22 protein-coding genes and 1 riboswitch are annotated in these 24,173 nt (G+C 52.0%); of the genes, 11 read left to right on the top strand and 11 right to left on the bottom strand.

Annotation, left to right across the window (positions count from 1 at the left end):
• The first annotated feature begins 45 nt into the window (after positions 1-45).
• Positions 46-1,155 carry an iron-sulfur cluster carrier protein ApbC gene (apbC, locus tag AC0XWG_RS15310; RefSeq protein WP_128347452.1) on the top strand — a complete coding sequence of 370 codons (1,110 nt, stop codon included), beginning with the start codon at positions 46-48 and terminating at the stop codon, positions 1,153-1,155.
• 93 nt (positions 1,156-1,248) lie between these two features.
• Here apbC and AC0XWG_RS15315 read toward each other — a convergent pair whose 3' ends face one another.
• Positions 1,249-1,728, bottom strand: a complete 480-nt coding sequence (locus tag AC0XWG_RS15315) for a GNAT family N-acetyltransferase (RefSeq protein WP_128347453.1) — start codon at positions 1,726-1,728, stop codon at positions 1,249-1,251.
• Positions 1,679-2,011 carry an RcnB family protein gene (locus AC0XWG_RS15320; RefSeq protein WP_128347454.1) on the bottom strand — a complete coding sequence of 111 codons (333 nt, stop codon included), beginning with the start codon at positions 2,009-2,011 and terminating at the stop codon, positions 1,679-1,681. The genes AC0XWG_RS15315 and AC0XWG_RS15320 overlap by 50 nt, the downstream gene beginning before the upstream one ends.
• Positions 2,012-2,481: 470 nt before the next feature.
• Between AC0XWG_RS15320 and AC0XWG_RS15325 the strand changes: the two genes are divergently transcribed.
• From AC0XWG_RS15325 to AC0XWG_RS15340, 4 genes are all read left to right on the top strand, one after another.
• Positions 2,482-3,621, top strand: coding sequence for a polysaccharide export protein (locus tag AC0XWG_RS15325; RefSeq protein WP_028016333.1), 1,140 nt, complete (start codon positions 2,482-2,484; stop codon positions 3,619-3,621).
• The gene (locus tag AC0XWG_RS15330) at positions 3,621-4,070 is read left to right on the top strand and encodes an arsenate reductase/protein-tyrosine-phosphatase family protein (RefSeq protein WP_028016334.1); all 450 of its coding nucleotides are present in this window, start codon (positions 3,621-3,623) and stop codon (positions 4,068-4,070) included. Before AC0XWG_RS15325 ends, AC0XWG_RS15330 begins: the two co-directional genes overlap by 1 nt.
• Positions 4,070-6,268 carry a tyrosine-protein kinase gene (gene etk, locus AC0XWG_RS15335; protein WP_475680792.1) on the top strand — a complete coding sequence of 733 codons (2,199 nt, stop codon included), beginning with the start codon at positions 4,070-4,072 and terminating at the stop codon, positions 6,266-6,268. The genes AC0XWG_RS15330 and etk overlap by 1 nt, the downstream gene beginning before the upstream one ends.
• A gap of 100 nt (positions 6,269-6,368) precedes the next feature.
• Positions 6,369-6,884, top strand: a complete 516-nt coding sequence (locus AC0XWG_RS15340) for a protein disulfide oxidoreductase (RefSeq protein ID WP_475680793.1) — start codon at positions 6,369-6,371, stop codon at positions 6,882-6,884.
• Positions 6,885-6,920: 36 nt separating this feature from the next.
• Here the strand turns inward: AC0XWG_RS15340 and AC0XWG_RS15345 are convergent, their stop codons facing one another.
• The 3 genes from AC0XWG_RS15345 to AC0XWG_RS15355 form a co-directional block, all read right to left on the bottom strand.
• A complete protein-coding gene (locus AC0XWG_RS15345) occupies positions 6,921-8,387 on the bottom strand; it encodes a pyridoxal phosphate-dependent decarboxylase family protein (RefSeq protein ID WP_028016337.1) in 1,467 nt (488 codons plus the stop codon).
• A gap of 18 nt (positions 8,388-8,405) precedes the next feature.
• Positions 8,406-9,782 carry a diaminobutyrate--2-oxoglutarate transaminase gene (locus AC0XWG_RS15350; protein ID WP_028016338.1) on the bottom strand — a complete coding sequence of 459 codons (1,377 nt, stop codon included), beginning with the start codon at positions 9,780-9,782 and terminating at the stop codon, positions 8,406-8,408.
• Positions 9,783-10,118: 336 nt separating this feature from the next.
• On the bottom strand, positions 10,119-11,123 hold the full coding sequence (locus AC0XWG_RS15355) for a LacI family DNA-binding transcriptional regulator (protein WP_049008229.1): 1,005 nt from the start codon (positions 11,121-11,123) through the stop codon (positions 10,119-10,121).
• Positions 11,124-11,361: 238 nt separating this feature from the next.
• Here AC0XWG_RS15355 and AC0XWG_RS15360 point away from each other — a divergent pair, with 238 nt between their 5' ends.
• Together AC0XWG_RS15360 and AC0XWG_RS15365 are read left to right on the top strand one after the other, a co-directional pair.
• Complete coding sequence (locus AC0XWG_RS15360) at positions 11,362-12,603, top strand: MFS transporter (RefSeq protein ID WP_028016340.1); 1,242 nt, start codon at positions 11,362-11,364, stop codon at positions 12,601-12,603.
• Positions 12,604-12,619: 16 nt separating this feature from the next.
• Entirely contained in the window at positions 12,620-14,050 is a 1,431-nt protein-coding gene (locus AC0XWG_RS15365) for a glycoside hydrolase family 32 protein (protein WP_128347457.1), read from the top strand.
• A 230-nt stretch (positions 14,051-14,280) separates the two neighbouring features.
• Here the strand turns inward: AC0XWG_RS15365 and AC0XWG_RS15370 are convergent, their stop codons facing one another.
• The 3 genes from AC0XWG_RS15370 to AC0XWG_RS15380 all read right to left on the bottom strand — a co-directional run bounded on the left by AC0XWG_RS15370 (position 14,281) and on the right by AC0XWG_RS15380 (position 16,577).
• Positions 14,281-14,613 carry a hypothetical protein gene (locus tag AC0XWG_RS15370; RefSeq protein WP_128347458.1) on the bottom strand — a complete coding sequence of 111 codons (333 nt, stop codon included), beginning with the start codon at positions 14,611-14,613 and terminating at the stop codon, positions 14,281-14,283.
• An 18-nt stretch (positions 14,614-14,631) separates the two neighbouring features.
• Complete coding sequence (locus AC0XWG_RS15375) at positions 14,632-14,886, bottom strand: hypothetical protein (RefSeq protein ID WP_128347459.1); 255 nt, start codon at positions 14,884-14,886, stop codon at positions 14,632-14,634.
• A gap of 734 nt (positions 14,887-15,620) precedes the next feature.
• Positions 15,621-16,577 (bottom strand): YadA C-terminal domain-containing protein, encoded by a 957-nt coding sequence (locus AC0XWG_RS15380; protein ID WP_128347460.1) that lies wholly within the window; start codon positions 16,575-16,577, stop codon positions 15,621-15,623.
• Between the two features lie 361 nt (positions 16,578-16,938).
• On the opposite strand from AC0XWG_RS15380, the gene AC0XWG_RS15385 reads away from it, so the two are divergent.
• The 4 genes from AC0XWG_RS15385 (at position 16,939) to AC0XWG_RS15400 (ending at position 20,923) form a co-directional block, all read left to right on the top strand.
• A complete protein-coding gene (locus tag AC0XWG_RS15385) occupies positions 16,939-17,907 on the top strand; it encodes an IS5-like element IS903B family transposase (protein WP_013087110.1) in 969 nt (322 codons plus the stop codon).
• A gap of 527 nt (positions 17,908-18,434) precedes the next feature.
• Positions 18,435-18,531, top strand: a riboswitch (TPP riboswitch).
• A 35-nt stretch (positions 18,532-18,566) separates the two neighbouring features.
• Positions 18,567-19,337, top strand: a complete 771-nt coding sequence (thiM, locus tag AC0XWG_RS15390) for a hydroxyethylthiazole kinase (RefSeq protein WP_128347471.1) — start codon at positions 18,567-18,569, stop codon at positions 19,335-19,337.
• Positions 19,334-20,134 carry a bifunctional hydroxymethylpyrimidine kinase/phosphomethylpyrimidine kinase gene (gene thiD / locus AC0XWG_RS15395; protein WP_475680794.1) on the top strand — a complete coding sequence of 267 codons (801 nt, stop codon included), beginning with the start codon at positions 19,334-19,336 and terminating at the stop codon, positions 20,132-20,134. Before thiM ends, thiD begins: the two co-directional genes overlap by 4 nt.
• Positions 20,135-20,176: 42 nt before the next feature.
• Positions 20,177-20,923 carry a GntR family transcriptional regulator gene (locus AC0XWG_RS15400; protein ID WP_028016344.1) on the top strand — a complete coding sequence of 249 codons (747 nt, stop codon included), beginning with the start codon at positions 20,177-20,179 and terminating at the stop codon, positions 20,921-20,923.
• Here the strand turns inward: AC0XWG_RS15400 and AC0XWG_RS15405 are convergent.
• Genes AC0XWG_RS15405 through AC0XWG_RS15415 form a run of 3 tightly spaced genes read right to left on the bottom strand, consistent with a single transcriptional unit; the run spans position 20,897 to position 24,125 of the window.
• Positions 20,897-21,850 (bottom strand): PfkB family carbohydrate kinase, encoded by a 954-nt coding sequence (locus AC0XWG_RS15405; RefSeq protein ID WP_049008235.1) that lies wholly within the window; start codon positions 21,848-21,850, stop codon positions 20,897-20,899. The two genes, AC0XWG_RS15400 and AC0XWG_RS15405, sit on opposite strands and share 27 nt — an antisense overlap.
• The gene (locus AC0XWG_RS15410; RefSeq protein WP_049008237.1) at positions 21,847-22,851 is read right to left on the bottom strand and encodes an ADP-ribosylglycohydrolase family protein; all 1,005 of its coding nucleotides are present in this window, start codon (positions 22,849-22,851) and stop codon (positions 21,847-21,849) included. Before AC0XWG_RS15410 ends, AC0XWG_RS15405 begins: the two co-directional genes overlap by 4 nt.
• Positions 22,848-24,125, bottom strand: a complete 1,278-nt coding sequence (locus AC0XWG_RS15415; RefSeq protein ID WP_028016347.1) for a nucleoside permease — start codon at positions 24,123-24,125, stop codon at positions 22,848-22,850. Before AC0XWG_RS15415 ends, AC0XWG_RS15410 begins: the two co-directional genes overlap by 4 nt.
• Between the last annotated feature and the right edge of the window lie 48 nt (positions 24,126-24,173).

Genomic DNA, 24,173 nt, shown 5'->3' on the forward strand with positions numbered 1-24,173 from the left:
AACTTGTTCATCTAAGGTCTTATTCACAAGAACAAAGGAGTCGGGATGAGTTCTCAATCCCAGGCCAAATCACCGGAAGCCTTACGAGCAATGGTCGCCGGGACGCTGGCTAACTTTCAGCATCCAACCCTGAAACATAATCTTACGACGCTGAAAGCGTTGCACCACGTCGCCTGGCTGGACGATACCCTGCACATTGAGTTGCAGATGCCATTCGTCTGGACCAGCGCATTTGACGCGTTGAAAGAGCAAACCAGCTCTGAACTGCTGCGCATTACCGGTGCAAAAGCGATTGACTGGAAGCTGACCCACAGCATCGCTACCCTGAAGCGGGTGAAAAACCAGCCGGGCGTGAACGGTGTGAAAAATATAATTGCCGTAAGTTCAGGCAAAGGCGGGGTAGGTAAATCCTCCACCGCGGTTAACCTGGCGCTGGCGCTGGCGGCAGAAGGGGCAAAGGTCGGTATTCTGGATGCCGATATCTACGGGCCTTCTATTCCAAACATGCTGGGGGCGGAAAACCAGCGTCCAACCTCGCCGGATGGCACTCACATGGCACCCATCATGGCTCACGGTCTGGCGACCAACTCCATTGGGTATCTTGTCACCGATGATAACGCCATGGTCTGGCGTGGCCCGATGGCCAGCAAAGCGCTGATGCAGATGCTGCAGGAGACGATGTGGCCGGATCTGGATTATCTGGTGCTGGATATGCCACCGGGCACCGGTGATATTCAGCTCACGCTGGCGCAGAATATTCCGGTTACGGGAGCGGTTGTGGTGACCACGCCGCAGGATATCGCGCTGATTGACGCCAAAAAAGGCATCGTGATGTTCGAGAAAGTGGAAGTGCCGGTGCTCGGTATTGTTGAAAACATGAGCATGCACATCTGCAGCAACTGCGGTCACCACGAACCAATCTTTGGTACGGGTGGGGCAGAAAAACTGGCCGCGAAATATCACACCCAACTGCTGGGCCAGATGCCGCTGCATATCACTCTGCGTGAGGATCTCGACAGCGGAAAACCGACGGTCGTCAGCCGTCCGGACAGCGAATTTGCTGAGATGTATCGCAAGCTGGCGGGGCGCGTTGCAGCGCAGCTTTACTGGCAGGGTGAAGTGATACCGGGTGATATCGCGTTCCGCGCGGTGTAAGTTCCCAGCTCCGAATTGCCGGGTGGCGGTTTCGCCTTACCCGGCCTACGGAATACGGTTTTGTAGGTCAGGTAAGCGTAGCGCCACCTGACTTTACCCAAGCCGGTAATGCATCAGATAGTACTCTCCGTCCGGAGAAATTCCCTTCGACTCAATGTGCCAGCCGTGTCGCTGGTAAAACGCAACAGCCCGCGAATTCTTCTCCAGACACTTAAGCGAACCTGTGCTGGTAAACGTCTTCTGCACCTGCTCCAGGAGCAAGTGTCCGACTCCAAGGCTCTGATACTGCGGGTCAACAAACAGGTTGTGCAGGAAATTATCGTTCGTCCAGACTGAAGCAAAACCCAGGCGATGACCGTTCTGCACGGCGACCCAAATTACTTCGTCACGGGTTGCTGCATCAAAGTCTTCAAGCTGCCACTGTGAATTGTCCAGCCACGGCCAGGCTTCACGCCGGGCGTGGAGGTAGAGCGTGCGCAGGAAAGGGCGATCGCTCTCCTGCCACGGGCGAATCAGGATCGAATCAGCGATGATAGAAGATATCTCCGTTATAGGCTTTGTAGATTTTGCCATCAGTATCACCGATCAGGACGTAATTCTCGCCCATATAGGTCCAGTGTGTACCGGCATCCGGTGCCGGGAGGTTACGCAACTGGTACTGTTTGATGGTGTACTCGGGCGTTTGATACTGCGCAGGTGCGGTGTCGCCAATTTTGAACTTCGTGAAATCAGCGATGAACTCTTGTTCTTCATAAGCTTTGATGCCGCCAGACGCTGACGCTGTTTGCGGGGCTGCTGAAGCCGCACTCGCAAGAGACATTATTACACCCAGAAGTAGCCATGTACGCTTAGCCATTTTTTCTCCAGTTATATCGTTACTGATACTCTCAGCCTGCTGTAGTGATGACGATGTGGCAGACAGCCTATTTTAAGTATCCCAGCAGACCCTGTTAGAAAAAAAATGTAACAAAAGTGGACGATTTTGTGTAGATCAAATGGTTAATACCATTTTGCTTATGAATGATATTTCCTAAAAGCAATTCAGTACAGAAATGTGTTTTTTAATTAATTCTGAAAGTATAAATTTACTCTAAGTTTGTGATCTGAAAGACATGCGTTTTTTTAAAGACAAATTAAACTTATAAAAGCGGAGCGGTTTAATTTTCAATTCAACTTCCTTCCGTTTCTTAAATTAATCCAGCGCATCATTCGATGATGTGTTTTTTTATTTAACTGCATGAAAAACAGAGCGTTGATGGGTTCAGTAATTCTTCCTGAATTTTCTGTTATACGTTTGTTGTGCTCATGAATGATAAATTAATTTTAATGAAAAACACAACTACACTATTTGTAATATTCTTAGCGATAAGTCAGTTGACTGGCTGTGTATTTTCTCCCGGGCAAGCATTAAGCTCATCAGGGAAAAATATCATCACGACGGGTGATGAATATAATAATGTTGATAAGCGTGTGGATCTTTATCCACTTACCCCTTCCCTGATTGAAAAATTACGTCCTGCCGTCGTGAAATCTCAGCCAAATCCTAAGCTGGATGAGCAGCTCAGAAACTGGGAGTACCGCATTGGAGCAGGTGATGTTTTAACCGTTACCGTTTGGGATCACCCTGAACTGACAACACCGGCTGGGCAATATCGTAGTGCCAGTGATGCCGGTAACTGGGTGAACGCGGATGGTACCCTCTTTTATCCCTATGTCGGAAAGGTCACTGTGGCGGGAAAAACGGTCTCTGAAGTGAGAGAGGAGATCGCCACACGACTGGAGAGCGTTATCGAAAGCCCGCAGGTGGATGTCAGCGTGGCGTCCTTCCGCTCGCAAAAAGCTTATGTCACTGGCGAAGTCGCCAAATCTGGCCAGCAGGCTATCACCAATATTCCAATGACGGTTATGGATGCCGTCAACGCGGCGGGTGGGCTTTCTGCTGACGCTGACTGGCGCAATGTGGTTCTCACTCACGAGGGGAAAGATTTACACCTCTCTCTGTACGCGCTGATGCAGCACGGCGACCTGACGCAAAATAAGCTGCTCTACCCGGGCGATATTCTTTTTGTTCCACGCAATGACGCACTGAAAGTCTTTGTGATGGGGGAAGTGATTAAGCAGAGCACGCTGAAGATGGACAGGAGTGGGATGACCCTTGCCGAAGCGCTGAGCAATGCGGGCGGGTTGAACCAGGACATGGCCGATGCGACGGGTATTTTTGTCATTCGCTCCATTGCTAAAGGCAACAATGCGGGAAAAATCGCCAACATTTATCAGCTTAATGCGCAGGATGCCTCTGCGATGGTGTTGGGCACCGAATTCCAGCTTGAACCCTACGACATTGTTTATGTCACCACGGCTCCGCTGTCGCGCTGGAATCGCGTCATTACTCAGCTCGTGCCGACCATCAGCGGTGTTCATGATCTGACCGAAACGGTCCGTTACATCAGATCGTGGCCGCAATAATGTTCGATTCCATCTTAGTGGTTTGCACCGGCAATATTTGTCGCTCACCGATTGGAGAGCAGTTGTTACGCCAGTTGCTACCGGGAAAACAGATCACCTCGGCAGGCATATTTGGGCTGGAAGGAAGCCCGGCGGATATCCACGCTCAGGACGTGGCCGGGCGACATGGGCTCTCACTCGGTGAACATCGCGCGCGCAAATTAACTCCGCAGATCATGCGGGAATCGGATCTTATTCTGGTGATGGAACCTGCTCATCTTCGCTTTATCTCTGCCATAGCCCCGGAAATTCGCGGCAAATCGCTGCTCTTTGGGCAATGGCTGGAGCCGCAGGACATCCCCGATCCCTATCGTAAAAGCCGTGAAGCATTCGACTATGTTTTCGGACTGCTGGGCAAAGCCAGCCAGGAATGGGCTCATCGATTGAGTCAACAAGGAATAAAGCGTTAATGTCGTCTTACACAACAGGCAGTTACGGTGCCACAACACCGGAAAATCATGAAATTGATCTCATTCGTCTACTCGGCGAAATGATCGATCATCGTGCAGTCATTTTATCGATGACTGTCATTTTTACCTTGCTGGCAGGCCTGTATGCTTTTTTGGCCACGCCCGTATACCGCGCGGATGCCTTAATTCAGGTGGAAGGAAAGCAGGATAATAGCCTGCTCAAAAATTTAAGACAGTTTGGTAATGAGATGTCTCCCGATGTGGAACCCGAAATACTCCTGCTTAAATCACGCATGATCCTGGGCGCTACCGTTGATGAATTAGGTTTAACGCAGCACGTGACGTGGCGTACTTTCCCTGTCGTAGGGCAGTTGTGGGCGCAGTTGCAGGGCCGTAAGCCAGCGACGATCGCCCTTGGTTGGTTACAACTGCCACTTGTTGATGGAAAACCACGATCCCTTGTGCTCACGGTGCTGGAAAAAGGCGCATACCGGCTGGAAGGCGACAATTTTTATGCTGAGGGTAGGGAGGGAAAACCTTTTGAAAAAGAGGGGATTTCCCTGCTGGTGGCGAAACTGAATGCCCCAACGGGCACGCAATTCACGCTACAAACCTGTTCCCGTCTGGAGGCAATCAATGCGCTGAGCAACCAATTTAGCGTAGTTGAATCGGCAAAACAGAGTGGAGTAATGACGCTCACCCTGACCGGCAACGATCCTGATCGTATTGCCCATGTGCTCAACCGTATTGCCAGCAATTACCTGCAGCAAAATATTGCCCGTCAGGAAGCGCAGGATTCGCGAAGTCTTGCGTTTTTACAGCAGCAGTTACCTAAAATCAGAATCGAGCTCGAGCAGGCCGAAGAGCGGCTGAATCAGTATCGCAAACAACGTGACTCGGTCGATCTTTCACTGGAAGCGAAATCGGTTCTTGAACAGATTGTTAATATCGAAAACCAGCTTAACGAGTTGACGTTTCGTGAGGCGGAGATTTCTCAACTCTTCAAGAAAGATCACCCGAATTACCGCGCATTGCGTGAAAAACGCCAGACGCTGGTACAGGAGAAAGTTCGCCTGAATCAGCGTGTCTCAGCCATGCCTTCGACTCAACAGGACATTTTGCGCCTCAGTCGGGATGTGGAGTCAGGTCGGACAATCTACCTGCAGCTACTCACACGTCAGCAAGAGTTGAACATCTCACGTTCCAGCGCCATCGGTAATGTGCGAATTATCGACAGCGCGGTGACGCAACCTGACCCTGTTAAACCGCGAAAGCCGCTGATTATTGTTTTTGGTGCCCTGCTGGGGTTGATATTCTCAATGGGGCTGGTGCTGGTCCGCATTGCACTCAGACGTGGTCTCAACACCGCTGAGCAGCTTGAAGGGCTGGGAATACAGGTGATGGCTACCTTGCCGCGTTCGATGTGGCTGTGGAAAAAAACGCACCTGCACAGGAAAAGAGTATTTGGCTCGCGCTGGAGTCACACGATTACCGATGTGCCTTTCCTGCCTGTTGACCGGCCCGCAGATATTTTTGTTGAGGCTGTGCGGGGGTTGCGCACCAGCTTGCATTTCACGTTGCAGGATGCCGCTAACCGGATCGTCATGATTTCTGGCCCGACGCAGGACTGCGGAAAAACGCTGGTCAGCACCTCACTGGCTGCGATTGAGGCACAGGCCGGGCTCAGGGTGTTATTCATTGACGCGGATATGCGTGAGGGATATGTCCATAACGTATTCGGTTTAAAAAACCACACCGGACTTTCCGGGGTGCTTGACGGAAAATGTGCGTGTCAGGAGGCGATTCAGCGCTATGAAAAAGGCAATATTGATGTGCTGACCTGTGGGCCGGTTCCATCGCAACCTTCAGAACTGCTGATGAGCGATCGCTTCAGAGTGTTAATGACGTGGGCAGATGAACATTATGACCTTGTGATCCTTGATACCCCGCCGGTGCTGGCTGTTACCGATGCCGCAGTGGCAGTCAGGGTGGCTGCAACTTCATTGCTGGTTGCTCGCTTTGGCAAGACCAGCCTGAAAGAGATGGAGAACTGCATCAAGCGCCTGCAACAAATGGGGGCGTGCATAAAAGGGACCGTGCTGAACGACGTGGTGAAGTCAGCAGCTCTGTATTACCACTCAGGCTATGGTCAATACGAATATGGCCATAGCACGACACGGCAACCGCGCAAGGATTAAAGTTTTACCAGCGTGGCAAAGCGGTACACTCGCGACACTTCTTTACAGCGAAACGACGCATAGCTCGCTAAGATGACCTTCGTTAACTCTCGAGGTCATAATGGAAAACCGCAAATTCAGCAAACTGCGCCGCTGGGCGCGGGAAGGGATCGTACTCGTTCTGCTGGCGCTGGCCGTGATGTGGGGTGTGGATCAGTACCGCAAGCCGACATTACCTGCCACGTTTAGTGCAACTCCGATGCAGGGGATTGATGGCACGATGCACGACATTGCGGCGCTCAGTCAGGACCGACCGCTGCTGATTTACGTCTGGGCCACCTGGTGCAGCATCTGCCGTTATACCACGCCTGCAGTCAATAAGCTGGCAGAAGAGGGGGGCAATGTGGTGAGTATTGCCATGCGTTCCGGTGATGACGCAAAGCTTGCGCGCTGGGTTGAAAAGAAACAGCTGAAAATGCCGGTGATAAATGATGAAAACGGTGCGCTGTCGCAGGCATGGCAGGTGAGCGTAACGCCGACGCTGGTCATTGTGTCGAAGGGGAACGTTGTCAGCACGACTACGGGGTGGACGAGTTACTGGGGATTAAAAGCCAGAATGTGGTGGGCAGGGGTATAAAAATAACCCCTCTCCTTGCGGAAGAGGGGTTTTGTATTACTTCGCCAGAACTTCCTGAGCGGTGCGCTCAACCAGAGACAGCAGGATTTTAATATCTTCCAGCGTCACGGTTGGGTTCAACAGCGTCAGCTTCAGGCAAGTGACACCGTTATGCTCGGTCACGCCGACGTTTGCACGGCCGGATTCCAGCAGCGCATCACCAATTTTCTGGTTCAGCAGGGCGATACCCGCTTCATCGGTCTGCACCTGTCCGCGGAAGCGGAACAGTACGCTTGCCAGCTGCGGTTGCATAACCAGTTCCAGAGCAGGCTGCTCTTGCACATAAGCCGCAACCTGCTGTGCCAGCGTCACGCCGTGATCGATGATCGCTGCGTATTGCTCCTGACCCAGCGCTTCCAGGCTCATCCACAGCTTCAGCGCGTCGAAACGGCGCGTGGTCTGCAGCGATTTGGACACCAGGTTAGGCACGCCCGCTTCTTCGTCGAACTCAGAGTTCAGGTAAGCCGCCTGATAGCGCATCAGTTCATAGTGGCGTGCTTCTTTCAGCAGGAAAGCACCGCAGCTGATGGTCTGGAAGAACTGCTTGTGGAAGTCCAGAGTAACGGAATCCACCAGTTCAATGCCGTCCAGGTAGTGACGATACTGCTCAGACATCAGCAGCGCGCCGCCCCATGCCGCATCAACGTGTACCCAGATATTCTGCTTCGCCGCCAGCTCAGCAATCGCACGCAGAGGGTCAATAGCACCGGCATCGGTGGTCCCTGCTGTCGCGACAATCGCCAGGATCTGTTCGCCATTCGCGTTGCACTGTTCGATTTTCGCCGCCAGATCGGTCAGATCCATGCGCGAGAATTCGTCCGTTTTCACCTGCACCACGGACTGGTAGCCCAGACCCATCAGCGCCATGTTTTTCTGTACGGAGAAGTGCGCGTTTTCTGAGCACAGTACGCGGATCTTACGCAGATCGCCCGTCAGGCCATCCTGCTGAACGGAGTGGCCCTGACGCGCGAAGAACGCATCACGAGCCAGCATCAGACCCATCAGGTTGCTCTGGGTGCCACCGCTGGTGAAGACACCTGCGTCGCCAGCCTGATAACCCACGCGGGTACGCAGCCATTCGATCAGTTTGATCTCAATGATGGTTGCGGACGGGCTTTGATCCCAGGAGTCCATACTCTGGTTAGTGGCGTTGATCAGCACTTCTGCCGCCTGGCTTACGACCAGACTTGGGCAGTGCAGGTGCGCCACACACTGTGGGTGATGAACGGACAAACTGTCTTTCAGGAAGAACTCCACGGCGCGTTCAATTGCCGCTTCGTTGCCCAGCCCTTTCGGGTTGAAATCCAGCTTAATACGGTCGCGCAGTTCCGCGACCGTTTTGCCCTGGTACATCTCAGGCTGTTTCAGCCACTGCATCACGGCCTGAGTGCTTTGTTCAATCGCCTGCTGGTAAGCTTCAATGCTCTGTGCAGAGGAGAACAAAATTGGGTTTGAATCTGACATCGTGTTCAACTACTCCGGTTACGCCGGGCGAACGCCCGCAGCAAGCAGTGCCTGCTCGAATTTATCCAGGAAGATTTTCAGCTCTTCATCGCTGATCAGCAGGGAAGGCAGCAGACGCAGAACGATACCGTTGCGACCACCACGCTCCAGAATCAGACCGGCTTCGAAGCACTTCTTCTGAATCAGGGCAGACAGCTCGCCATCACCCGGGAAGCAACCCATGTGGTCAGCAGCTTCGTTTGGCTTAACGATCTCGATACCGATCATCATGCCCAGACCGCGAACGTGGCCGATTACCGGATAGCGCTTCGCCATCTCTTTCAGCTGGCCTTTCAGCCATTCGCCCTGTGCGGCCACTTTGCCTGCGATGTTCTGATCTTTCAGGATTTTCAGCGTAGTCAGACCGGTTGCCATCGCCAGCTGGTTGCCGCGGAAGGTACCGGTGTGGTGACCTGGAGCCCATGCATCGAACTGCTTTTTGATACCGAGCACAGCCAGTGGCAGACCGCCACCTACAGCTTTAGACATCACGATGATGTCTGGCTCGATGCCAGCGTGTTCGAAGGCGAAGAATTTACCGGTACGCGCAAAGCCAGCCTGCACTTCGTCGAGGATCAGCAGAATGCCGTGTTCCTGAGTCACTTTGCGGATACGCTGCAGCCACTCAACTGGAGCCGGGTTCACGCCGCCTTCACCCTGAACGGCTTCCAGTATGACGGCTGCAGGTTTGCGCACGCCACTTTCCACGTCGTTAATCAGGTTTTCGAAGTAGTAGGTCAGCGCTTTCACGCCCGCTTCACCACCGATACCCAGCGGGCAACGGTATTCGTGCGGGTAAGGCATGAACTGTACTTCTGGCATCATACCGTCAACCGCTTCTTTCGGAGACAGGTTGCCGGTCACGGACAGTGCGCCGTGGGTCATACCGTGGTAACCACCAGAGAAGCTGATGATACCGCTACGGCCGGTGACTTTTTTCGCCAGTTTCAGCGCCGCTTCCACGGCGTCAGCACCGGATGGACCGGTGAACTGCAGGCAGTACTCTTTGCCCTGACCTGGCAGCAGAGAGAGCAGGTATTCTGAAAACGCGTCTTTCAGAGGCGTAGTCAGATCCAGGGTATGTAACGGCAAGCCGCTGGTAATGACATTTTGGATGCTTTTCAGCACATCAGGATGGTTATGGCCAAGCGCAAGGGTCCCTGCGCCTGCTAAACAGTCAAGGTATTCTTTATTATCTGCATCGGTGATCCACACGCCTTCTGCTTTAGTGATGGCTAAAGGCAGTTTGCGCGGATAACTCCTGACGTTAGATTCAAACTCGGCCTGACGGGCCAGATAGGTTTCGTTGCTTTTGTGGGCATCTACGGTGTCAATACGGACTTTATCCGTCATCATATCACTCCTACAACCGCCGCTTCGTTATGAGCCACGATTGAATAAAAAGTTAAAAAACAGATGGGGGCCTGAAAAAAACGCCGCCAATATAGAGCCTTTTGCCACGGGGCTCAATGGTTAATTTGTTTACTGTTTTGTGACATGGGGCACAGGGGAGGGAATATCCCTCTTTTCTGAAAGAAAATTGCGCTTTATTACAAAGTAAAACAGCCGGTTATGTGCAGTCGGCCTGGAGTGTAAAAGCAGAAAAAAGAGTGTGACAAATCGTGCCATTCGCTGACATAAAAGAAGGTATACGACCTCCTTGCCACCATGAAATGCAAAAATCCCTGGTCTCTATAGATGCGCAACGGAATCGCGCATTAAAAATGGACTTTCAACACGCGTTGTTTCCCGATGGTTTTCACCGTTAATAATATGCAGGGCACTCAGACGTCCAATTTCATAATGTGGCAGTTGAACCGTTGAAAGAGGGGGGAGAAAGAGTTCTCCAATGCCCACCATATTGTCATAACCGATAACCGCAATATCTTGTGGGATGCGAAGCCCTTGAGCCAGTAGCGTCTGGTACACCATCAATGCGATACGATCGTTGCCGCAGATAACGGAGTCGAATCGGGGAATGCCGTTCTGAATGTGCGCCAGCAAAACTGACGGAATGTCACGATAGTGCTCGTCCCCGAACGCCATATAGCTATGTTCCAGACTGTTCGGGTCGAGCCCAGCTTCATGGCATGCACGTTCCAGCCCCTGACGGCGTCGGGTTGTGGCCAGATGGTCCACGGGTAAATGCAGGCACAGGGGCTGTCGATAACCCTCGGCGAGTAACGCATGCACGGCAGTGTACTGTCCCTGTTCATCATCAGGGATGTAGCTGGCAACTTTTTCATTGATACTTTCGCAGTTAGCCAGCACGCAGGGAAGGGTGAGGAGTTTGGCCGGGAGAGGAACCTGACGTAACCCCATTGTGGTATAGATAATTCCGTCAGGCCGATGAGAGAGGAGAAGGTCGACAATGGCATCCGGGTTGTCATCGGTAAACATATTCATCACGAAGCTGTTCCAGCCGTGCATCCGGGCCGTCTCTTCAATGGACAGCGTAATCTCTACCGAGAAAGGTGTCGTCACCGTATCGAGTGCTAGTACGCCTATGGTTTTAGGCGAGGCATGCGCACCGCGTATTTTCTTGGCGGACAGGTCAGGCACGTAGCTGGTCTGCTCGATAGCCAACTGAACGCGCGCCAGCGTTTCCGGTTTAAGGCGCTCCGGGCTGTTAAGCGCCCGGGAAACCGTCATCAGCGATACGTTAGCCAGCTTTGCGACGTCCTTCAGGGAAGCCATTTTCTTACTCCGTTAGTGCTCTGTGTGAGAGGGTATACAACTAAGTCGCTGATGTAAAAGGAAGGCTGATGCCCAGGCCTGGTCATGCTTACCTCAGTGATGAATATTTGATCGCGATCTCATTCTTTTAATGTTAACGTTAACTTTCGTGATTAACATCTTAAATCTTAGCCAAACAGCATGAGAAAGAAATGATGTTAACGTTACCATTGAGTCATTACTCCAACATGAGAATGTCATGATGAAAACGCATCACTCTCACAGCTACCCTTTACTGAGCGCATTACTGTTTTTCTTTTTTGTCACCTGGTCATCTTCAGGCTCGTTGCTCTCCATCTGGCTTCATCAGGAAGTGGGCTTAAAAGCGGGGGATACCGGCGTTATCTATGCCGTGCTTTCCGTCTCCGCACTTTTTGCTCAAATCTGCTATGGATTCATTCAGGACAAACTCGGTCTGCGTAAAAACCTGCTCTGGTTTCTGACTTGTCTGCTCATTCTTTCTGGTCCGGCTTTTTTGCTATTTGGTTATCTGCTGCAGGTTAACGTTTTACTCGGCAGCATTTTCGGCGGGATTTATATCGGCCTGACGTTTAACGGCGGAATAGGGGTACTGGAGTCCTATACCGAGCGCGTGGCCCGCCAGAGCCAGTTTGAGTTCGGCAAGGCGAGGATGTGGGGATCGCTTGGCTGGGCGGCGGCAACTTTTTTTGCGGGGCTCCTGTTTAACATTAACCCGAAGCTGAACTTCGCGGTGGCGAGCTGCGCCGGGCTGGTGTTTTTTGTGTTGCTGGCTCGTCTCAGGGTCTCTTCCGCCCCGCACGCCATGCAGGAGGCGGTGTCCGGCGGTAAGGTCACGCTGGAAGACGCCTTGCGGCTGCTGACGCTGCCGCGCTTCTGGGCGCTGGTGTTTTTCGTTATCGGCACCTGTATTTATGGCGTTTACGACCAGCAGTTCCCGGTCTATTTCTCCTCCCAGTTCCCGACGTTGCAGGAAGGGAACGCCATGTACGGCTATCTCAACTCCTTCCAGGTGTTCCTTGAGGCGGCGGGTATGTTTTGTGCCCCGTGGCTGGTGAATCGCCTTGGCGCGAAGAATGGTCTGATTTTCGCGGGAATGGTGATGGCGATGCGTATGGTGGCATCGGGTCTGGTTGAGGGGCCGGTATTGATCTCCATTACCAAGCTATTACACGCTGTTGAGCTGCCCGTTTTGTTGGTCTCAATCTTTAAATACAACAGTTTGCATTTTGATAAGCGGCTCTCTTCCACCCTCTATCTGGTGGGCTTTGCCTGTACAAGCTCGGTGATTGCCTCGGTCTTGTCGCCGCTGGCAGGCTACAGCTATGAGAAGTACGGCTTTGCCCAGTCCTATCTCATCATGGGGCTACTGGTATTCAGCACCACGTTTATCTCCATCTTCCTGTTGCGCTCGGGTAAGTCCTCTTCTGACCCGCTCATGCCGCAACCTTCAACCATCTGATCGAAAGAGTAAAGAAATGACGTATTCAATCACGAAAGCAGAACAGGAACTGCAGTCCAGACGTGAAGGGCTTAACCAGCGCTGGTATCCGCGTTACCACCTCGCTGCGCGCGCTGGCTGGATGAACGACCCGAATGGCCTGGTCTGGTTTGACGGCTGGTATCACGCTTTTTATCAACATCATCCATACTCGACCCAATGGGGTCCGATGCACTGGGGTCATGCGCGCAGCAAGGATTTAGTTCACTGGGAACATCTCCCGGTTGCACTGGCGCCGGAAGGGCCCGAAGACAAGGATGGCTGTTTTTCCGGATCGGCGGTTGTGGATGGCGATACGCTGGCGCTGATTTACACCGGACACAAATTCCACGGCGATCCCGACGAGGCTAATCTCTATCAGGTGCAGTGTCTTGCAACCAGCCGTGATGGTGTCCATTTTGAGCGACAGGGAATGGTAGTTGATACGCCACCAGGCCTGCATCACTTCCGCGATCCGAAAGTGTGGCGTGAAGGGGATAGCTGGTACATGGTTGTCGGTGCGCGAGATGGCGAGACGGGTCAGGTGCGCGTTTATCGATCTGCTGATCTGCGCGAGTGGCTGGATTTGGGCGTACTCGCGGTGGCGGAACAAGAGATGGGCTATATGTGGGAATGCCCGGACTTTTTCACTCTCAATGGCAAGCGCGTGCTGATGTTTTCGCCTCAGGGGCTGGTGGCTGAAGGCTACAAAAATCGTAATCTTTTCCAGAGCGGCTATCTGATAGGCGAGTGGCAGCCCGGTCAGCCCTTTGTGCGTGAAGGTGAGTTTGTGGAGATGGATCGCGGGCATGATTTCTATGCACCACAAAGTTTCCTGACACCTGATGGCCGCCGCATCGTCATTGGCTGGCTGGATATGTGGGAGTCCCCGCTGCCGGAACAGGAGGATGGTTGGGCTGGCATGCTCTCTTTACCGCGCGAGCTGACGCTGAGTGCGGATAACCGTCTGCAAATGCGGCCGGCCAAAGAAGTTGAAACCCTGCGCGGGGCGTGGTTCCCCTGGCCGATAAGTACGCTTAATAATCAGCAGATGACGCTGGTGGAACACTGCGAGGCGATGGAGGTCATTCTGCAGTGGGATTGTGCTAATAGCAGCGCGGAACAATACGGCATTCGTCTTGGAAGCGGGTTACGTGTTTATGTTGATGCGCAGATGCAGCGCCTGGTACTGGAGCGAGACTATCCACAGTATGGCCTGTGCGGTACCCGAAGCGTCGCGCTTAACCTGAATGACGCACTCAGTCTGCGCCTGTTCTTTGACTGCTCTTCCGTAGAAGTGTTTGTTAACGAGGGCGAGGCGTGCCTCAGCAGCCGCATATATCCTGATGCAGAATGCCGTGAGCTGGCATTGTTTGCCTGGACGGGGGGAGCGTCGCTTATACATGGCGGGGCGTGGCAGCTGGAGTAAAGCTTGACCGGGGGATACGGGTAGCCGGTCAGCTTAATTTAAAATAAAGCCCCATATTAATGGGGCTACTTAAATCCGGGATTGCATTGACCTGCCGATAACGTTGCGCCAGCCTTCGTATGCTCGGATGTAAGTAAGAGCAGCTTTAGCGGTGTACTAAAGGTTTACAGGATGTGAATTATTTATGGAAGTAAATAATATGTCGCTTACTTTTATGAGCATTACCTCAATTATTTAGAAATCTGTGAATTTACTACTTTATCATCTTCAACCATTAACGTAAGTGTATAACCTGTTTTATGCCATTTTCCGTTATTGGGTTTCCATCCCTTAGAGAGTAGGTACTCAGAAGCAGTAGAGATAGACATGTTCATCACATGATCTGCTTCATTGGCTTGAGTAGAAACTTTTTGTTTCGTTGAAGCTGTAGCGTTACATTTTCCTGTGGCCTCATCTACTTGCGTACAGCCAGAGTTAGCAAGTTCTTTTCGATGGTGCTCACTGATAGCGGCGGCGTTAAAAGCAGCAAAAGAAAGCAAAAAAAATATTAAAACTCTTTTCATGATAGATACCCGTATTAATTAATCATTATTATGGTGCTTGCCGCTGTTCTTTGCCCAAATACCAGTACCTGCAGCCGCATCACGCGCATTAGCATATGCGGCATTTTGAGCAGCATTATTAATCGAATCTTGTCTATTGTGCTCTACGGTGTAACAGGTATCACGACTTATCCCTTTCGCTTCACATTCAGCCATTCGTTGAGCAGGAGAAGAGCAAGCAGATAAGAAAGTCGCAATACTTGCAACTAATACTAAATTTACTAATTTCTTCATTACCATAACCTTAGATTAGAACGCTATCAATCGATATTAATTTAAATGCACTTATAGTGTTTAAAGCTATCTCTTCACATTCAGTTGCTTTTAGATTAAAATTACCCTCTTTAATTCTTCGCTTAACGACACCCCCGGTTTTATTGAAATCTTCTTTATTGTTAGATGCTTTCATTATCCCTAATGCAGCACATCCCGAAGAAGGCGATGAGTTACTATAAGTAGTGGATTTTGGTCAGTTACCAGAAGTACATACAGTAATAACGCTAACCATAGCCAACAAATAAATATATGTTTTCAATATTGTTCATTCCTGTCTTGTGTGATTAAAGTAGAAACCTACTAAGCACCTCAGAATATACAGCTAAAATTATTCCACATAAACCCAATCCAGATACCTACTACAACCAAAATAAGATACAACACAACAGAAAGAAAAACATATTTTGCCATAATCGCTATCATCAGTATAATCAGACAGAGCCAGTCAGCTAAAATTCATGGTGTGATTTTGTTGCTTTACTATGGTTAGCTAATCTCTTCTTTTTAGTTGCAAATCAAGCTACCACCTGGAGTGGTGTAGCACGTTGAGCTATAAGATCTATCACCCTCATAAACATTAGTTTGATAGTTACCGTTAGGAAGTTTTGTAGTAGTGCTTTGCACCATATCATCCGTACTACCATCTCTTTCTCATTATATAGCCCCCATTTTGAGGGCTGGCAGGTCATTAATCAAAACCCGAAACCTACTCCGGCTCCGAGAGCGAAATCATTATTTGTGCTAGTTGATACACCCGTTTTAACCGTCGCGGCTCCCGCGTGGAAAGAAGCGCCTACGCTTACGGCTTGCTCGTCTTTAAAGCTACCTACGCCAGCAGAGAACATTACGTTTTGACCTGCTTCAACTTGAGGCATGGAAGCAATCGCAATTGCACTCGCAGCACCAGAACGGGCTTCTTTCTTGTTACCGTCTACTTCATCGCGCAATGATTTGAATTGTGCGTTGGTGTTGGCTTGTTGCTGGCTAAACACTTTCTTAGCGTCTTGCAGATCTTGAGCTACGCCAGCAGCCTGGTTAGACGTTGAAGAGATAGCAGCAGTGTTAGCCGCTACTTTAGCTTGTGTAGCTGTGTCTACTTGTGTGATGGTGGTTGTTACACCGTTAGCCCCATCTTTCCCGTCTTTACCATTAGCACCAGTAGCGCCAGTGTCGCCCTTATCACCTTTTGCACCGTCTACGCCGTCTTTAGGCTTAGGCGCATTTTCAAGAGCAGATAAACGCCCATCTTGCTGAATGTTCTGATTCAGGAAAGCATGATTAACCTGATCTTGTGCATCTTTGTTTTGCGTGATCTCGCCTTGCAATTGCTGATCAGCAGTAACACGGTTTGCTGTTTCCTGGTTAGCGTTGCTATTGATGGTGTTAATCTCACCTTGCATATTAGCAACTTCCATTTTATCAGCCTTACCATTTTGAAGAGTGGTAATAGCTGAATCATGATCAACAGTCATTGTAGCAATTTTATCAAGGTCATAACCCGCGCCTTGTTGACCGATGATAGTGATCCCGTCAGTGTCGGAAGTAACAGGGAAAGCAGCGGCTTTAGCTGGTACTACAGCAGCGAACATAGAACCAAACACGATAACAGCCAGAGTAGTTTTAGCAGTAGTCTTAACGGTAGTTTTCATTTAAAAGCTCTTATCACAAAAGTAAATTAGGTTATTTCGCTATCCTGGCGGGAAGATATAACACCCTGTTATATCAAGATGATTTCATGCGACTTACGGCGATTTTTGTTTAATCACTTATTTCGTAACGTGTAGTAACTATCTTGTAATACATAAATTTGGATATTGACCTGGATCACTAAAAGCACTGAAAGCTAAAATGCCCTTACGCGAGTGATTTTAAATAAAACCAATAAATACATGTAGATATAAATCTCCTCGTTAAATCCAATGCATGCCAGGCTTTCATAAATACATTAATTATATTTATGTATTTTGTCCGTAAAACGGGCTTTGTTGAATAAATCGAACTTTTGCTGAGTTGAAGGATCAGATCACGTATCTTCCCGACAATGCAGACCGTTCCGTGGCAAAGCAAAAGTTCAAAATCACCAACTGGCCCACCTACAATAAAGCCCTCATCAACCGTGGCTCCATAACTTTCTGGCTGGATGATGAAGCTATTCAGGCCTGGTATGAGTCAGCAACACCTTCTTCACGAGGCAGACCTCAGCGCTATTCTGACCTTGCCATCACTACTGTGCTGGTCATTAAACGCGTATTCAGGCTGACCCTGCGGGCTGCGCAGGGCTTTATTGATTCCATTTTTTCTCTGATGAACGTTCCGCTACGCTGCCCGGATTACAGCTGTGTCAGCAGGCGGGCAAAGTCGGTTAATGTCAGTTTCAAAACGCCCACCCGGGGTGAAATCGCACACCTGGTAATTGATTCCACCGGGCTGAAGGTCTTCGGTGAAGGCGAGTGGAAAGTCAAAAAGCATGGCCAGGAACGCCGCCGTATCTGGCGTAAGCTGCATCTCGCCGTTGACAGTAAAACACATGAAATCATCTGCGCTGACCTGTCGCTGAACAACGTTACGGACTCAGAGGCCTTCCCCGGGTTAATCCGGCAAACCCACCGGAAAATCAGGTCAGCCGCCGCCGATGGCGCTTACGATACCCGGCTATGTCACGATGAACTGCGGCGTAAGAAAATCAGCGCGCTTATCCCTCCCCGAAAAGGTGCGGGTTACTGGCCCGGTGAATATGCAGACCGTAACCGTGCAGTGGCTAATCAGCGAATGACCGGGAGTAATGCGCGGTGGAAATGGACAACAGATTACAACCGTCGCTCGATAGCGGAAACGGCGATGTACCGGGTAAAACAGCTGTTCGGGGGTTCACTGACGCTGCGTGACTACGATGGTCAGGTTGCGGAGGCTATGGCCCTGGTACGAGCGCTGAACAAAATGACGAAAGCAGGTATACCTGAAAGCGTGCGTATTGCCTGAAAACACAACCCGCTACGGGGGAGACTTACCCGAAATCTGATTTATTCAACAAAGCCCGTAAAACGTATAAATCAAGCTCATTCAGTAAAGTTAATTAATATATTTGTGAAAGTTCCTTCTTTTCGAATTAATAGAAACTTTTGAATGAAGGGGGCTTTGGCGTGGAGAAAAATATTTTTAATCGAGAATAAAACATGGTTTTGATTGCTATAAATCAGTGATTGAATTGTTGTAAAAAATGATGTTTTTATTTCTCTTAATTAGAAAATTAGATTGATAGGATTACAAAAAAGATATTAAAGGCAGGTACACCAACGAGTGACTGAGTGCAAAGCGATAGTAACGATAGAGGGAAAGGGGGAAAGGAACGGTTATGCGAGATACTAACAATAAGAATTTTATTGATTTCATGTGAGAGACAAATTGGGGTACAAGGTGAGGTACAGCGTGAAAAAGGATAAACGTAAGTGCAAGCTTGCATCGCCAGGCTACATCCCCTAAGCTGGTAATTAATAAAGAAATGTAATCTACATGACTCGGGGTGCCCTTCTTTGTGAAGGCTGAGAAATACCCGTATTACCTGATCTGGATAATGCCAGCGTAGGGAAGTCAGATGCCTTCCCGGTCATCGCTTCTTCACGCAAGGCAGGAGCGAACCCATGCAGCCTGACCTGCTCGATTTACACGTTTTACATCAGTTCCGAACCCGTTCCCCGCTTACGCATTGTATGACTAACGACGTCGTACAGACCTTTACTGCCAACGTTCTGCTGGCGCTTGGCGCCTCTCCGGCGATGGTGATTGAGGCCGAAGAAGCTGAGCAGTTTGCCGCGATCGCCGATGCATTGCTGATAAACGTTGGCACGCTGACCTCACCGCGAGCGCAGGCGATGCGTCGGGCGATTGAGAGTGCGGTAGCTGCGGGTAAACCCTGGACGCTGGACCCGGTTGCCGTGGGCGCTCTGACGTTTCGCACCCGTTTTTGTCATCAAATCCTCGCCCTGAAACCCGCCGCCATTCGCGGCAATGCTTCTGAAATCCTTGCCCTTGCCGGGATGAGCGCCGGTGGTCGCGGCGTCGATACGACTGACACCACAGCCAGCGCGTTACCTGCTGCACAGGCGCTGGCTCGCCAGACCAATGCCATTGTGGTGGTCACCGGCGAGGTGGATTACATCACTGATGGACAACGAACCCGAACGGTTACCGGCGGCGATCCGCTAATGACGCGCGTCGTGGGAACCGGGTGCGCACTCTCTGCCGTTGTGGCGGCGAGTTGCTCACTGCCGGGCGACAGGCTGGATAACGTCTCCGCCGCGTGCGGGTTTATGAAACGAGCCGGAACGGCAGCCATTGCGCAGTCTCGTGGCCCGGGCAGTTTTGCCAGCGCGTTCCTGGATGCGCTCTACACCCTGGAGGAACTGGCATGAAACGCATTAACGCTCTGACCATTGCCGGCACCGATCCCAGCGGCGGCGCGGGTATCCAGGCCGACCTGAAAACCTTCTCGGCTCTTGGCGCGTACGGATGCTCGGTCATTACCGCGCTGGTGGCGCAAAACACGCTCGGCGTGCAGTCGGTTTACCGTATTGAACCGGATTTTGTTGCCGCGCAGCTGGATTCCGTATTCAGCGACGTGCGAATTGATACCACCAAGATCGGTATGCTGGCAGAGACAGATATTGTTGAAGCGGTGGCTGAGCGACTTAAACGTTATCAGGTACAAAACGTGGTGCTGGATACCGTGATGCTGGCAAAAAGCGGCGATCCATTGCTCTCCGCCTCCGCTGTTGAAACACTGCGTAAAAAGCTACTGCCACAGGTGGCTCTCATCACGCCCAATCTGCCGGAGGCTGCGGCACTGTTGGGGGCAACACATGCGCGAAATGAACGGGAAATGAAAGAGCAGGGGAATGCGCTGCTGGCGATGGGCTGCGGGGCCGTGATGATGAAAGGTGGTCATCTTGACGATGCCGAAAGCCCGGACTGGCTCTTCACCCGAGACGGCGAGCGGCGGTTCACGGCGCCACGCGTACACACTAAAAACACCCACGGCACTGGCTGTACGCTCTCTGCCGCGCTGGCGGCATTACGCCCACGGCATGATAACTGGGCCGATACGGTGAGCGAAGCGAAAACCTGGCTCTCAGCCGCGCTGGCAAAAGCTGATACTCTGGAGGTGGGTCACGGTAATGGGCCGGTACACCATTTTCATGCCTGGTGGTAAGCCGTATACTGGCAGGATACACCACGCCTGAGAAAAACAGAGATGGAACAAGCGCATACCCGGTTAATCGATCAACTAAATGAACGGATCGCCGCGCCCGACAATACGCCGCTGTATCTGAAATTTGCCGAAACGGTAAAAAATGCGGTGCGCAGCGGGGTGCTGGAGCACGGCAATATTCTGCCCGGCGAGCGCGATCTGAGTCAGTTAACCGGTGTGTCGCGCATTACAGTGCGCAAAGCGATGCAGGCTCTGGAGTCCGAAGGGGTGGTGACGCGTGCCCGGGGTTACGGGACGCAAATTAACAACATCTTTGAATATTCGCTTAAAGAAGCGCGCGGTTTCTCTCAGCAGGTGGTACTACGCGGTAAAAAGCCCAATACGCTTTGGGTGAATAAACGCGTGGTGAAGTGTCCGGAAGAGGTCGCCAGCCAGCTGTCGGTGGAGCCGGAGAGCGAGGTCTTTCTCCTTAAGCGTATTCGCTATGTCGACGATGATGCGGTGTCGATTGAGGAGTCGTGGGTTCCGGTGGGGCTGATTCACGATCCGGATGCCATTGGTATCTCGCTGTACGACTATTTTCGCAGCCAGAACATCTTCCCGCAGCGTACCCGTTCACGGGTGAGCGCCCGTATGCCGGACAGCGAATTTCAGGCGCATATAAAGATGGATGACAAAATTCCGGTGCTGGTGATCAAGCAGGTTGCACTTGACCAGCAGCACCGGCCGATTGAGTACAGCATCAGCTACTGTCGCAGCGACCTATACGTCTTTGTGTGCGAGGAGTAATTCCTCGAGAGTAGGGGCGCAATCACCGCCACGGTGGCTGACAACCCAGGCGGCTACCGCATTACCCAGCAGGACAGAGTCTGCAAGACTCCACCCCGCAGCCAGCCCGGCAAGCGTTCCGCCAGCATGACTGTCACCTGCCCCGATTGTATCGACCACGGTGGCGGGAAACGCCGGAACAGAACCTGAGGCGTCACCGTCATGCCAGGTCGCACCGTCTTTGTCGTGGCGAATAATTAGCGCCGAGCCAAAACGCTGCTGCCACTGTGCCCCTAAGCGTGCAGGCGCCATATCAAATCGTTCAGCAGCAATCTGCGCCTCCTGGCGATTAAGCGAGACGATCGGTTTACAGGCCATAATTCGCGCCATTAGTGCGTCAGGAATATCGGCGATGCGTGGGCCAAAATCAATAAAGGCGGCGATCGCCTGTAACCCTTCCAGCCAGGACGTCAGGAGCTCGCCGCACGGCGATGCCAGTTGATAGCCGGAGAGATATACCAGACTCGCTGGCGGCACGTGAAGTGCTTCCAGCCAGCGCTGTTGCCACTGGTTCTCCACACCGCTAAACGACATAAAAGTGCGTTCACCATCCGGCTCTACCAGCGCCAGACACCAGCCGTTATCGCCGGTTTCGGCCTCTACGGCGCTGTGCAAATCCTGCTTCGCCATGGCGTTACGGATAATATCCGCCCAAACGCCATGGCCGACGGGCAGGGCGTTTTGCGCCGTAATGCCGAGCCGTTTAAGGGCGATGGCAATGTTCAGCGCACAGCCGCCGATATTGACGCCCTGCTGTTTAAGCTCGATATCACATCCGCGCCAGGGCAGGGCGTAGGCATCGGCAATAACGTCAATGACCGCTGCGCCCAGCACCGTCACCGGTCGTGTCGCGTGCAGTGTTTTAAGGCGTTGGGCAAAAGAATTCATACGCCCTCCCTTTGCTCCCGGTAGCGCAGAAGTTTCTCGCAATAGTGACCAAAATCAAGCTGGTTCACAGCGTCGAGTTCCTCTTTCAGCTGCGGATCAATAGCCTGCACCCCGTGGAGTGCGCCGCATATGGCCGTCGCCATCGCGCCAATGGTGTCCGTATCACCGCCCAGGTTGGCACATAAAATGGCACAGCGGTTCGGGTCGGTTCCTGCCAGTTCAACCATTGCAATGGCCGCCGGAACGGACTCGATGGTGCTGGTTCCAGCCCCGACGAGCTGATACACCTGCTCGCTGGCCGATTCTGTGCCGTTGGCTTCACGCACGGTTTTAAGCGCCAGCTCAATACGTGCTGCCAGCGACGCGCTGAAGGTGGTGGTTTTCACCTCCTGCGCATAGCGGGCGATACCCGGCAGGGCATCGACGATGTTCTGCCAGCGTTCGCCGTCGATGGCGCGAGAAACCGCCCAGGCAATCACCACCGCGCCGGCAATCGCGAGATCCGATTTATGGGTCGGACTGGAAGCCAGCGCCACCTGTTCAACAAAGTGTTCCAGACGCGTGGCCGGGAGCAGGCAGCCCAGCGGGGAGGCGCGCATCGCCGCCCCGTTAGTCACGCCGTTGTTTTCCAGTTCGCTAACCGGTTTCCCGTCGCGAATCGCGTTAAGCGCGATTTTGGAGGTCGGGCCGAGCACGTTTTTATTAAACGCGTCGAAATCGAGCGCCCAGTGCAGAATATGTTTGCCGATAACGTCTGCGCTAATCTCCCCATCGCATTCGATAATCGCATCCGCCAGACATAGTGCCATGGAGGTGTCATCGGTGAACTCGGCCTGTTTGAAATAGCAGGCCGCATTATTCTCTGCCGGGCCGGGTAAAAAGCGGTCGATCCAGCCAAAGTGCGCTTTGACACGCTTTCTCGGCCACAGCTCCGACGGCATCCCCATTGCATCCCCTAACGCCTGCCCGTAAAGGGCACCGAGAACACGTTCTTGTTTCATTTCACTTCCCCTTGTGTCAGCGCGGCATCGCCATCAACCACCTCAATTGCGGTGATCTCTTTATCCGATTCGCGGAAAAACAGCATAAACAGCACGGCGATCACGGCAATCATGATCCCTCCGAATGCCCACATTCCGGCCCAGTTGAAGGTCAGCCCGTTCACCGGCTCTTTGTATGCGAACATTTTTTCCATCATCACGCCGCCCAGACGGTAACCCAGCAGGCTACCAAAGCCCTGGCAGCACAGCGTAATCAGACCTTGTGCGGCGGTGCGCATATGCACCGGCGCTTTTTTATCCACATAGATATAGGCGGTCACATAATAGAAGTCGTAGCTCACGCCGTGCAGCAGAATGCCGAGGAACAGCAGGGCGTAAGTGAAGTACTGTTCCGCACCGCCGTAAACGAAGAAACCATAGCGGATAGCGGCGGTGATCAGGCCCAGCAGTAAGACCTTCTTAATACCAAAGCGTTTGGTGAAGAACGGCAGCGCCAGCATAAAGAATATTTCGGAGAACTGGCCCAGCGTCATCCAGCCGGTGGCGTTTTTCATCCCCACTTCGGTGAGATAGCCGTTAGCGAAGATGTAATAGAAGGCCAGCGGCATGGCGAACAGGAACGAGCAGAAGAAGAACACGAGGAAGTTTTTATCGCGCAGCAGGATTAACGCATCCAGCCCCAGCATCACTTTGAAATCCAGCTTGCCGGTACTTTTCGGCGGCGTGTTCGGCAGGAACAGAGCAAATACGCCGAGCAGGGCGGAGCTGGCTGCGGTCATCAACAGCGGAATATTGGTATCGGAAATATCGCTAAAGCCCAGCATCTGCGGCAGGAAACCGCACGCCAGACCGGAGGCAATCCAGCCAATCGTCCCCATCACGCGGATACGTGGGAAATCGGCCTCGACGTCGTCCACGTTGGCGAAGGCAATACTGTTAGTCAACGCGATAGTGGGCATATAGGTCAGAGAGTAAACCAGCAGCAGTGGGAAGAAGGTGCTGAACTGGGTTTGCTGTGCGGCGAAGTACATCAGAATGGCACCGGCAAACATCAGCACCGCCAGCACTTTCTGCGCGGCAAAGAAGCGGTCCGTCAGCGAGCCGACCAGAATAGGTGAGAGAATGGCGGCAATCGCTGTACAGGCGTAAGACCAGCCAATTTCTCCGGCGGTAAAACCGCTCTTGCTCAACCACAGCCACAGCGGCACAAACCACGCGCCCCAGATAAACCATTCAACAAACATCATGAACGACAGTTGGACTTTCGTTTTCATTTTTTAATCCTGCATGTCAGAGAGGGTACGCCTTTAACATACCATTCA

The sequence above is a fragment of the Enterobacter sp. DVT3837 genome, from assembly GCF_056238685.1.